The sequence below is a fragment of the Exiguobacterium sp. B2(2022) genome, assembly GCF_028823655.1.
Classification (GTDB): Bacteria; Bacillota; Bacilli; order Exiguobacteriales; family Exiguobacteriaceae; genus Exiguobacterium; species Exiguobacterium aestuarii_A.
On sequence record NZ_JAPEHX010000078.1, the window covers coordinates 1 to 11825 of the forward strand.

Below are 11825 nucleotides of genomic sequence, written 5' to 3' on the forward strand. Positions count from 1 at the left end.
CCGCCATGTTGTTATACAGTAATAATATACTGAATATGCTCCATACTGTCAAGGGAAATTCCTTTCCATTAAAAAGAAAAACACTCCAACATGTAGTTGGAGTGCCTCATCTTTATACCGTCACTTCGTTTGCATCTTCGAGCGTGATTTCTGTGATGTTCATGGCATGGTCACCGATGCGCTCAAGGTTTGAGAGCATGTCGACGAAGAACATACCTGCTTGTCCATCACAAGCACCCGTGTTCAAACGAACAACGTGGTTTTTACGGAATTGACGCTCGAGCATGTCGAGTTTCGCTTCCATTTCGATGACTTTACGTGCTTCGACCATGTCACCGCTCGCTAATGTCTGAAGTGATTTCTCTAACGTTTCGCGTGTGAGGTCATACATTTCAGTCAATTCTTTTTGAGCATCTGCTGAAAGTGTCACTTTCGTAGCAGTCTTATAGTCAATCAACTCAATGATGTTTTCAACGTGGTCACCGATACGTTCGATGTCGTTGATCGCATGCATGAGTGTCTTGTGTTCTTGTGATTCTTGCTCAGTCAAATCAACCGCAGCCAATTTAACGAGGTAATCTGTGATTTTCGCATTCAACGAGTTTAACGCTTCTTCGATGTGCGCAGACTTTTCAGAGTGCTTCTTATCTCCTGTTGTCAAATAGTTACGCGCTTCGTCGAGACCAAGTTTTGCGAAATCGCCCATACGGATGACTTCGTATTTCGCTTGCTCCACTGCAATCGAAGGAGATTGCTGAATGAAGATTGGGTCCAAGTGCTGTGCTTTCGTATCGACGATTGAATCTTCACCAGGCACCAATTTCGTCACGATCCAAGCAATCGTTCCAATGAACCAGAACTGAATCAACGTGTTGACGATGTTAAACGTACCGTGGGCGAATGCAATTTGCATCTTGTCTTCAATTGCCAAGAAGTCTGTAATCCAATAAATATAGTTTGTGAACGGAATCAACAAAATCATGAAGATCGTCGTTCCGATTAAGTTAAAGATAACGTGTGCTGCAGCTGCGCGACGTGCGGCAACCGATGCACCGATTGATGCTAAAATGGCAGTGATTGTCGTACCAATGTTGTCACCAAACAATACTGGAAGAGCGGCATCCAAGTCGATTGAACCACCTGCATAGAGCTCTTGCAAAATTCCGATTGTTGCAGAAGATGACTGGACGATAACTGTAAATACTGTACCGACGATGACACCGAGGAACGGATTGTCACTCATTGATTGCGTCAAGTCGATGAAATACTCACTTGAGCGGAGCGGACGCATGCCGTCTCCCATCAACTCAAGACCGTAGAACAATGCACCAAGTCCAAAGATGACTTGTCCAAGATGTTGGTAACGCTCTTTCTTAAAGAAGAAGAGTAAGACTGCACCGATTGCAATCATCGGCAGTGAATACTCACCGACATCGAATCCGATGATAAATGCCGTCACCGTTGTACCGATGTTTGCCCCCATGATGACCCCAATCGCTTGACGGAGTGTCATAAAGCCGGCGCTAACAAGTCCGACCGTAATAACGGTTGTACCTGAAGAAGATTGAATCAATACAGTAACGATAATCCCGGCGAGTACACCAAGGAATGGATTCGTTGTATACTTATCTAGGATGTCGCGCAGGCGATTCCCTGCAGACTTTTGGAGTCCGTCTCCCATCGATTTGATCCCGAAGAGGAAGATCCCTAAACCTCCAAAAAACATGAATAACATTTCTTGCAAATTGTATTCCACGATTTTTGTACTCCTTTTAATTAAGAATTGGTTGGATTTGCTTGGTTTTTAATGCCCTACTCATTATGCCTTCATCGGCATCTTCATGTAAACACGTTTTATGTAAAAGTTTTATTAAAACACTGTACTAATTTTAATGATTTTATGGATGTTGTAATATAACAGATTGGAGTTTTTTAGCATGTTGTCCACCATTTTTACGTTTATTCGAACGAGCGTAGTGCCGTCAAAACGAGCCCTCCGTCTCCGCCTCGCTCCGCTTCACGCCTATATGGGAGCCACTTTTGTGTTGACGTTACTCATTACCGTCTTGGACTTTATTGTGATTCGTCCTGACTTTTTCATTCCGATGTGGCTCTTCTTACACGGATTCGCCATCTTCTTTTTCTATTTAATCTGGGTCGCCTTCATGGCTTTATATGTTCAATTATTTACAAGAGTCTATTCCAAAAACATGTGGGCTTACCGCCAAGCTTGGCCATACGCAGTGTCGATGACACTCGTTCCAACAATTTTATTAGTGATTTTGTATCACATAAACCCTTCTTTGATATCGATTGGCTTTGTGATTGGACTTTTATATATCACTTATCCATTAACAAAAGTACCTCAAAAAAAACAACGACTCGTCGTTGTTTTTTATTTTGGTGAAAGATCCTCAAGCGTTCGATTTAACGCTTCGCTTTGGTCTTCTAAATCTGCGCCCGCAGATCGTAAGGCAGATTGAACGTGTGACCACCGATCGACTCCCTCGCTCAGCTCTCTCAATTTTTGTTCAAGTAACGAACTGATTTCTCGTAGTTGCTCATTTGATTCGATTAATTGTAAAAGCTGTCTACCTGTGTGTGAGGTATGATCCGTAATGGTTTGAAACTCACCTAACTGCACTTTGATTTCGTGATCGATCGTTCCGATTCCGCTCTCTACTCGTGAAACGGCATCTTTTAATCCATGCACTTGATTGATAAAATCATTGACTTCCCCTAACAAATCCTTTCGCTCCTCGTTCAGCGCTTCGATTGCATGTACCGCGAGAAGTGTCGCTTCATTTGTCATTTTCGCTAAGTTCCCCACCTCACTGGCAACAACGGCAAATCCTTTCCCATGCTCGCCCGCTCTTGCCGCTTCGATTGATGCGTTTAGCGATAACATCTTTGTGGCTGCCGAAACCGAGAGGATACTCTTCAGCGCTTCATCCGCTTTTGACGAGTTGGCTTCGCTTTCGATTAGTTTTTGCTGAATATTCCCCACTTGGTGTTCAACATACTCACTGGCGTTTTTGACAGAAGAAAATGTTTCAAGTTCTTCATGTAAAATGGACTTCAAGCGATTCCCCCGTTCATCGACACTTTCCATTTGACGTCCAAGCATTTCGATTTGTTCGGTCACTTCCTTCATTTTTGATGTAGAGTCGCTCGTTACCGTTTGATACGAATCACTCGTATGTTCTACAGTGGTTGCGACTTCTTGGAACTGTTCCACTTGATGATGACTATTCATCAATTCCCGTTTAAAGACAGGAAGACTTTGATGGAACGCATTTGCCGTCTTCCCCATCATTTCCATAGATTGATTCCATAAATGAATGAATATATTGAACTCGGTTTCGAGAATATGAATCTCCTTTGATTTTGCTCCGAGTGACACATCATCGAATCGGCGCGATTCTACGGCATAACGCAATGAATTGGCAAGTATACTCAACGGTCTGACTTCGCGCTGAATCAATCGTGTAAATAGGATTGCCATCCCGATCATCGAAATCAATAAGATATAAATGATCAATCGTCGTAGCTCATTCATCGGACCAAGTGTCGATTCTTTCGTTACGACGAGAACATAATCCGCTTTCAACTCAGGAATGGAGATAGATGCCATTAAGTATCGCTCCGTTTCTGTCACTTCCGGTTTCGTCTTCGATGCGACTTTCTCCAGGGTTTCTGTTCTCTCCATCCCTTTTGGTCCACTCAATTGCTCAATAGACTGTCCACGCACTAAAAATTGTGCGGCTTCGAATTCATCCCCCGATAGAATAGAAGCTTGTTGCATATAAGTAGATTTTAATGAACGATTCAGTTGCTTCTCGTTTGCAACATATGCACTGTAGGACGTCTTCACCGATTCGCGCATGACCGTAACTTCTCGCATGAGGCGTTGCTCGATTTCTGCGGATAATAATTGTTCAGATTTCAGGGCGAACCAACTGAAGGTCGTGATAAAGACAAGTAAAATAATCGGCATGAGTGTCCATTGAAGACGGTGTGCCATTTTAAAATGACGATTCGGTCGATTATTTCGTCGCGTTTTCTTCCTTCGATTCCGTTTGAAGCTCCATTTCATATAATGCCACCTCTTTTTTTATTCTCGTCTATATATCGGTCCTGAGACGGTGGAAAATTATGAAGTAAATGTTAAGATAGCGTTAGAGTTTGTAAAGAGCACATATCCGTTACGCATCCTAGATGCTTTTTCACATTCTTTTCGTTATGATAATGAAGAAACCTTATTTTCTTAAATCGATTGGAATCTTTCCAAAAGAAGGAGATTACGTATATGTCAGAAATTTTGCATCGTTCATTAACTCGTCCGATTCGTGTCGGTAACTTGATTATCGGAGGATCGAACGAAGTCGTCATTCAATCTATGACTACAACAAAAACTCACGACGTCGAGGCGACAGTCGCCGAGATTAAGCGTCTAGAAGAGGCTGGGTGTCAAGTTGTTCGCGTGGCATGTCCAGACGAACGTGCAGCTGACGCACTCGCTGAAATCAAGAGCCGTATTAACATCCCGCTCGTTGTCGATATTCACTTCGACTACAAGCTTGCCCTAAAAGCCATCGAAAGTGGTGTCGATAAAATTCGAATCAACCCAGGTAACATAGGGCGCCGTGAAAAAGTAGAAGCTGTCGTAAACGCCGCGAAGGCAAAAGGAATCCCGATTCGAATCGGTGTCAATGCCGGGTCACTCGAGAAACAATTCCTTGAAAAGTATGGTTACCCGACTGCACAAGGAATGGTAGAGAGTGCGATGCACCACGTGAAAATTCTCGAAGATCTCGGATTCTATAACACAATCATTTCTCTCAAAGCTTCTGACGTGAACTTGGCGCTTGAAGCGTATACGCTCGCTGCGAAGACGTTTGATTACCCGCTCCATGTCGGGATCACAGAATCAGGTCCACTTTTCTCTGGTTCACTTAAATCAGCGGCAGGACTTGGCGCGATCCTCTCACTCGGAATCGGTTCAACTGTTCGCGTCTCGCTCTCAGATGACCCGGTAGAAGAAGTGAAAGTTGCGAAAGAAGTGCTCAAGTCATTCGGTCTTGCAGCGAACGCCGCAACGCTTATTTCTTGTCCGACGTGTGGGCGTATCGAAATCGATTTGATCTCGATTGCAAAAGAAGTAGAAGAATATATTCAAAATATTAACGTCAACATCAAAGTCGCTGTTCTCGGTTGCGCGGTAAACGGTCCTGGTGAAGCACGTGAGGCTGACATCGGTATCGCCGGTGCCCGCAATGAAGGTCTTCTTTTCCGCCACGGTAAGATTATCCGTAAAGTTCCTGAAGCCACGATGGTTGAGGAATTGAAAAAAGAAATCGACGCCATTGCTGCTGAGAAGATGGCTGAACGCGAGCGTGAAGAACAAGAGCTTGCTAATCAATCAAATTAATGAATCACCTTACCCGCACGGTTGCAACCGTGCGGGTTTTTGATAGAATAGAGGGCATGTGAGGAGGAGTGATGAGATGCGAATCGGTATTGATTTAGATGGGACCGTAACAGACCCTAGAAGTTGCTTTATATATATGAATGAATCACTTGGTTACTCCATTGACTATCATCGTGCGACAGAGTATGAACTGCATACGTATACCACGATGGAACAGCATGAGTTTTGGAAGTTTATGATTGAAGAAGGACATGAGGAAGCAATCTATCGTCGTTCCCTTCCCCATTCCGATGTATTGGACGTATTATGGAAGTTGAAACAACAACATCACCTTCACTACGTCACTGCAAGGAGCGAAGCGGTTCGTCCTGTTACAGAAGAATGGATTACGAGTCACCGACTTCCACTCGATTCGCTCGTGATGACCGGATCACACGATAAAATCAATGTCGTCAAAGACTTGTCACTCGAATTATTCATGGAGGACCGTTATGAGAATGCGGTATCCATCCACGAAGAAACGTCTATCCCTGTCCTATTGTTCGATGCACCTTACAATCGGAAAGTGCTACCTGAAGGTGTGACACGCATCTCAACATGGCGTGAAGCACATCATCAGATTGCGCATATCGAAAAACAAATGGTTCTTAACCAACGCTAAAAGGCACTCCCGTTCAGCTAACGGGAGTGCCTTATTTAATTAGATGCGGCCGAGTTCTTCAATCACGTCGCTTGCGAGTACACTTGCTGGATGAATCGTTTGACTGATCGATTTGGCTGCGAGTGCGTGCCAAAGCACTGCTTGTTCATTTGGTGACCATGACCTATCTTCTCTCGCCCATAAAGCGAGCAAAATTCCTGTCAACACGTCGCCGCTCCCTCCTTTGGCTAAGGCAGAGGCTTCCACTGTATTGGCCGCGCCTGTTCCGTCTGGTGCCACGATGAGGGTATAGGTTCCTTTTAAAATCAGATGGACACGGTGCTCTATTGCAAATTCGGCAGCAATGGTGAAACGGTCACTTTCAATTTCTTCAACTGATCGACCTGTCAATTTAGAAAATTCACCAGGGTGCGGCGTGAGGATGAGCGGTCCTCGTGCTTCAAGTCGCTTCGTCGATAGTGCGCCCGCGTCAACGATGACGGGGCACGATTGCCGAGTCACTTGTTGCCAAATCAAGTCCAAACCCTCACCTTCCACCATTCCAGGACCGATTGCAATCGCGTCGTATGTTCTTTCCAAGAGATCCGTATGCTGGTCGTACATCGCTTCAGGTAACGTCGAAATGAGAGGACTCGCTTCCCTTGGGATCGAGAGGTTTAACAAACCAATCCCTGAGCGAAGTGCTGCGCGGCCCGCCATAAATGGGGCTCCGAGGAGATGACGACTCCCCCCAATCAATATGCCGTGCCCATAATCCGTTTTATGACTGAATCGGTCTCTCTTTAAAAGCGATTGATCAAAATCAGATTCAGTCAATACGTTCCAGGTCGATGTATGCGGGAGCCCGATATCGATTCGTTCGAGATTCCCAAAATAAGGTGCAGTGCGGTTTAAAAAAGCTGTCCGCTTATAGCCATGTAAAGAATAAGTACGGGTCGCCTGAACAGCCAGGCCATCAAACTCACGAGCATGGTCACTCGGCATACCGGAAGGGATGTCAATCGACAATACCTCTGCCGGTTGTTCATTGATCCATTCAATGACGTCTCTCGCTTTTCCTGAGACCGGTCCTGAGAGTCCGACACCGAACAACGCATCGATGATGACTTCCGTAGCAATCGGTTGCTCAATGATGTGAACGAATGATGCCGCATAAGTCGCGTGCGTCGATGCCGCCTCCGATTTACTTTCACCTAGTGGTGACCAAACGCTCACATCATGGCCTTTCATCGCCAGTTCTCTCGCGACAACCCATCCGTCTCCGCCGTTATTGCCTTTCCCACAAATCACTAAAATCGTTGAAGAGGAATCGATCTGCATCTTCGGAACGATTGCCGAAGCCGCTCGTTCCATCAATACTGCCTCAGGCATTCCGTTTTGAATGGCGGTTTGATCGATTTGTTTGATTTCTTTCGCTGTGTAAATCATTTATCTTCCCCCTTTCGATACAAAAAAGGGATTGAATCAATTCAATCCCTTTTGCTTACATTCTTTACAATACCCATATATCTCAAATTTATGATCGACCACTTCGAATTCAGGATCCACTGTTTCTACAAAACGCATCGGACACAAATCGAGTAGTTTTGTCTTTCCGCAACTTCGACAAATCAAATGGTGATGATGGTGCGATGCGCTACATGTGACGCGAAACGACTTTTCACCTTCAAGCTCTGTCGCTTCGAGTAGCCCTTCCTCAGCAAAAGATTTGAGGTTTCGATAAACCGTATCAAAACTCATCGTCGGATGCTTATCCCGCATATACTCCAGTACGTCTTTAGCACTGACGTAGCGATCTTCTTCAGAGAGAAAGGCGTACATCTCAAGACGTTTCGGCGTAACTTTTAAAGAAGATGCACGAAGACGATTCAATTGCTCAGTCTCATTCATGTTGTACCTCCTTTTTCCTGAAACTCATCACTTTTTCAAGAATCATGACACCCGCCAAGATGCCGACCGCGATCAACACGATGACTCCACCTGGTGCGACATCAAGGTCGTAAGCGAGGACAAGTCCACCGATTGTCGCAACTTCCCCAAAGATGATTGACCAAAGGATTGTCTGTTTGAAACTTGAAGTGAAACGCAACGCCGCTGCGACAGGTAGCGTAATCAAACTTGATACAAGAAGCGTCCCAACGATTCGCATACTGACAGCGATGACAAGTGCCACAATGAACATGAATAACATATGGAGCATTGTGCTCGGAAGTCCCGAGACTTTCGCTTGTTCTTCATCAAATGACAAGAACAATAACTGTTTATAGAAGATAAAGATTACAAGGACCGTTAAGATCGCCACACTGACAATCAATGTGATATCTGACTGACTCACTGCGGAGATTGATCCGAATAATAACGTCGACAAATCCACGGAGAATCCTCTTGAGAGCGAGATGAAAATAGCACTCAGTCCCATCCCAGCTGACATCATGATAGGAATCGATAATTCTTGAAAGTGAACATATTTACTTCGTAACCAGTTGAGTCCGAGCGCCGCCAATACCGAAATCAACGTTCCCATATAGAGAGGATTGAGATCAGCGAATAAGGCGATGTATTGCCCGAGAAATAAGCTGAATGAAATACCGGCAAGCGTCATATGTGACAGGGCATCGGCAATCAAACTCATTCGTCTAACGACGATAAACGAACCGATGAGCGGTGCTGTGAACCCAATGACGAGCGCTGCAATGAACGCATAACGTAAAAAACTGTATGTCCAAAGGTCTGCAATCATGTTGTACCCTCATGGACAAGCACTTTCACGGGATATGGTTTAATGGATGATGCCAGTTCACCGAGCTCGCTATATTCTCGAAGACCACAATTACACGCCAAACGTCCCCGGTCGAGATGGACGACTTTCGTGACGAGGTCCGTCACGACGTTTAAATCATGGGTGACGAGGACGAACGTACACGTCGTATGTTCCCTGAGCATATGCAATACTTCATAAAAGTCTTGTAAGTGTTTCTGGTCCACACCAACCGTAGGCTCGTCTAAAATCAATAAGTCAGGCTGATTGACCATCGCCCGCGCGATAAAGACACGCTGTTGTTGCCCTCCTGACAAGTCCCCGATTTTACGATGGCGGAACTGCCACATATTGACCGTCTCAAGCGCATTTTGAATCGCTGCCTGATCTTCCATTTTTAGACGCTTGAATAAACCGAGGCGGCCATATCTCCCCATCGCCACAACTTCTTCAACAGTAACCGGGAATCCCGAGTTAAATGAAGCCGCTTTTTGGGAAACGTAACTGATACGAGACTTGTCTTTAAACTGCGAAATTGGCTTGCCGAACAGTTCAACGGATCCTTGTTGTGGTTGTAACAAACCAAGAATCGTTCGAATCAATGTCGACTTCCCAGAACCGTTTTCTCCAACGATGGCGACGAAGTCCCCTTGTCGAATATCAATCGAAACTTGTTGTAAGGCCGGTGTCCCATCATAGTAATAAGACACATCATTTAATTTGACGACGGATGCTGTCATCTAATCCCTTCTCTCATTTTATAAATCGTAATCATTTCTACTTTCTAGGCGTTTGTATTATACAGAATATCCGACACGCCTTCAAGCGAGACCGTTTTCGCCAATCAAAATGTTTTAAATTCACGTAAATCATATGTTCGTCCAAAACCTTGTCGATTACACTAAGGATATGAAGGGGATGGTTTTATGGAAAAGAAACTTGCAGTCATTGATATCGGATCCAACTCGATTCGGAATGTCATCTTTGAAGTCAATGAGGAAGGACAATATTTCGAGCGCTTAAACGTGAAAGAAGTAGCTCGTTTATCTAGTCATATTAGTGACTCGAATGAAATGACAGAGGACGGAATCGCTGCTTTGATCGATACGCTTCGGCATTTTAAAGAATTGAACGATTATCATACCGTTACTGATGTTCTTCCTGTCGCGACCGCGGCCATCCGAAACGCAAACAATTCGGATGATATCTTACAGCAAGTGAAAAACGCCACCGGTATGACGATTCGCTTGCTAAGTGATTATGAGGAAGCATTCTACGGGTACTCTGCCATTGTCAATTCGACGTATGTTGAAGACGGTTACTCTGTCGACATCGGTGGGGGATCAATGGAGGTCACCTATTTCCAGAATCGTGAGCTTGTCTTTTATCATAGCTTCCCGTTTGGTGCTGTCACCTTGACGAAAGAGTTCATGAAAGACGATACGATGACAAAAGACGAACGCAAAGCGTTGACCTCATACTTAAAGAAAGCATTTAAGGAAATCGAATGGTTAGAACCTCATGGTGTCCCGCTTGTCGGCGTCGGAGGGACAGCCCGTAACTTAGTTCGCGTCGAACAGACCATGTCGAATTTCCCACTTGAAGGAATCCATCAATATACGATTTCTTCCGATCAACTCGAAGAAGTCGTGGATGAGCTCGTCGGCATGTCGAGCAAGCAACTCGGGCGAATGGATGGACTGTCAAAAGATCGGGTCGACATCATCGCCCCGGCTGTCACAGCAATCGGTGAGCTTGCGAAATATTTGAAAGTTCCGGAATTCACGATGAGCAATAACGGACTTCGAGAAGGATTGTTCTATGAGAACTATTTACATGAGCATGATAAAGTGCGATTTGCTGATGTGAAAGAAGAAAGCTTTCGACATTTTGAAAAACAATATGATGTGAACCCGACCCGCCACCAACACTTGATTCGATTGGCTCGTCAGCTGTATACCGGACTGATTGAAGAGAAGGCCATCAAACCGAAACCGTTCGAACCAGGTCTACTCGAGGGTGCCTGTCGTCTCGCCTATGTTGGTGAATATATCGACCATAACAATAAGAGCGACCACACGTTCCATTTGATCACGACGAATGATTTTAAAGGGTTGAATAATGAAGACCGGCTCGCACTCGCGCTCGTTACATCATTTAAATCAAAACGCGTGTTAGAACAACATATCGAGGCCTTTCCGAAGTGGTTTGACCACAAATTGTTGAAGAGTCTTGAATTGCTCGGTTCAATTGTCAAACTTGTCGACGCACTTGATTTGACAGAGCGCCAAATCGTCACGGACATCCACGTCTCTAGCTCAAAAGATGGTCTTACACTCTCACTTGATACGAACGGGTCTGCCCGCTTTGAGTTACAACGAAGCACTCGACACAAAAAACACTTAGAACGCGCAATCGACCAATCGATTGAGATTCTCTTGAACGAGGAGGAATAAACATGCCCGACTATACGTACGAACATTTCAACAATCGGGAACTTAGCTGGCTCGACTTCAACGAACGTGTCCTCGAAGAAGCGGTGGACGATCGTAACCCGCTCATGGAACGCTTGAAGTTCCTAGCAATCTTCAGTTCAAACCTCGATGAGTTTTATATGGTTCGAGTCGGAGGTTTAAAAGATGAGGTGCTTGCAGGATTTAATCGTCCGGAAGACAAGACAGGACTCACTCCGAAGCAACAGATTAAAGCTATCTCGATGCGTGCTCAAGAACTTGTCGAGACACAATATGCGACGTATAAGAAAATCACGAAACAATTATCCAATCAAAACGTGCGTTTTTTGCGCACGAAACATTTGAACAAGTCACAGCAAGAGTTCGTGAAAGAGTATTTCCGTACACACGTCTTCCCGGTTCTCACACCGATTGCCGTCGACGCCTACCGTCCTTTCCCGATGTTGTTATCAAAATCATTAAATATTGCCGTCGAAATCGCTTCGAATGGAGAAGGGAAAA

9 protein-coding genes and 1 pseudogene are annotated in these 11825 nt (G+C 44.9%); 4 read left to right on the plus strand and 6 right to left on the minus strand.

What is annotated here, in order from left to right; all coding sequences use genetic code 11:
* Positions 1-112: 112 nt before the first annotated feature.
* Positions 113-1756, minus strand: a complete 1644-nt coding sequence (locus ON063_RS13300) for a Na/Pi cotransporter family protein (protein ID WP_214820266.1) — start codon at positions 1754-1756, stop codon at positions 113-115.
* Positions 1757-2395: 639 nt separating this feature from the next.
* Positions 2396-4096, minus strand: coding sequence for a methyl-accepting chemotaxis protein (locus ON063_RS13305; RefSeq protein WP_274665454.1), 1701 nt, complete (start codon positions 4094-4096; stop codon positions 2396-2398).
* A 213-nt stretch (positions 4097-4309) separates the two neighbouring features.
* On the opposite strand from ON063_RS13305, the gene ispG reads away from it, so the two are divergent.
* Together ispG and ON063_RS13315 are read left to right on the plus strand one after the other, a co-directional pair.
* Positions 4310-5431: a flavodoxin-dependent (E)-4-hydroxy-3-methylbut-2-enyl-diphosphate synthase gene (gene ispG / locus ON063_RS13310; protein ID WP_074033343.1), complete on the plus strand. Its 1122-nt coding sequence runs from the start codon at positions 4310-4312 to the stop codon at positions 5429-5431.
* Between the two features lie 76 nt (positions 5432-5507).
* The gene (locus ON063_RS13315) at positions 5508-6092 is read left to right on the plus strand and encodes a hypothetical protein (RefSeq protein WP_274665455.1); all 585 of its coding nucleotides are present in this window, start codon (positions 5508-5510) and stop codon (positions 6090-6092) included.
* 39 nt (positions 6093-6131) lie between these two features.
* On the opposite strand, the gene ON063_RS13320 is transcribed toward ON063_RS13315, so the two are convergent.
* From ON063_RS13320 to ON063_RS13335, 4 genes are read right to left on the minus strand one after another with little or no spacing between them, the layout of a single operon-like run.
* Positions 6132-7520, minus strand: coding sequence for an NAD(P)H-hydrate dehydratase (locus ON063_RS13320; protein ID WP_274665456.1), 1389 nt, complete (start codon positions 7518-7520; stop codon positions 6132-6134).
* A 36-nt stretch (positions 7521-7556) separates the two neighbouring features.
* Positions 7557-7982 carry a Fur family transcriptional regulator gene (locus ON063_RS13325; RefSeq protein WP_214747940.1) on the minus strand — a complete coding sequence of 142 codons (426 nt, stop codon included), beginning with the start codon at positions 7980-7982 and terminating at the stop codon, positions 7557-7559.
* On the minus strand, positions 7975-8832 hold the full coding sequence (locus tag ON063_RS13330; protein WP_214782324.1) for a metal ABC transporter permease: 858 nt from the start codon (positions 8830-8832) through the stop codon (positions 7975-7977). Before ON063_RS13330 ends, ON063_RS13325 begins: the two co-directional genes overlap by 8 nt.
* A complete protein-coding gene (locus ON063_RS13335; protein WP_214693061.1) occupies positions 8829-9590 on the minus strand; it encodes a metal ABC transporter ATP-binding protein in 762 nt (253 codons plus the stop codon). The genes ON063_RS13330 and ON063_RS13335 overlap by 4 nt, the downstream gene beginning before the upstream one ends.
* Before the next feature lie 186 nt (positions 9591-9776).
* On the opposite strand from ON063_RS13335, the gene ON063_RS13340 reads away from it, so the two are divergent.
* The gene (locus ON063_RS13340; RefSeq protein ID WP_274665457.1) at positions 9777-11306 is read left to right on the plus strand and encodes a Ppx/GppA family phosphatase; all 1530 of its coding nucleotides are present in this window, start codon (positions 9777-9779) and stop codon (positions 11304-11306) included.
* 2 nt (positions 11307-11308) lie between these two features.
* Positions 11309-11825 (plus strand): annotated as a pseudogene (locus ON063_RS13345) (RNA degradosome polyphosphate kinase); the annotation flags it as partial.

Excerpts from the sequence above, each read along its gene's own strand:
- ON063_RS13305 (WP_274665454.1), bottom strand. The coding sequence starts at position 4,096 with ATGAAATGGAGCTTCAAACGGAATCGAAGGAAGAAAACGCGACGAAAT.
- ispG (WP_074033343.1), top strand. The coding sequence starts at position 4,310 with ATGTCAGAAATTTTGCATCGTTCATTAACTCGTCCGATTCGTGTCGGT.
- ON063_RS13315 (WP_274665455.1), top strand. The coding sequence starts at position 5,508 with ATGCGAATCGGTATTGATTTAGATGGGACCGTAACAGACCCTAGAAGT.
- ON063_RS13320 (WP_274665456.1), bottom strand. The coding sequence starts at position 7,520 with ATGATTTACACAGCGAAAGAAATCAAACAAATCGATCAAACCGCCATT.
- ON063_RS13325 (WP_214747940.1), bottom strand. The coding sequence starts at position 7,982 with ATGAATGAGACTGAGCAATTGAATCGTCTTCGTGCATCTTCTTTAAAA.
- ON063_RS13330 (WP_214782324.1), bottom strand. The coding sequence starts at position 8,832 with ATGATTGCAGACCTTTGGACATACAGTTTTTTACGTTATGCGTTCATT.
- ON063_RS13335 (WP_214693061.1), bottom strand. The coding sequence starts at position 9,590 with ATGACAGCATCCGTCGTCAAATTAAATGATGTGTCTTATTACTATGAT.
- ON063_RS13340 (WP_274665457.1), top strand. The coding sequence starts at position 9,777 with ATGGAAAAGAAACTTGCAGTCATTGATATCGGATCCAACTCGATTCGG.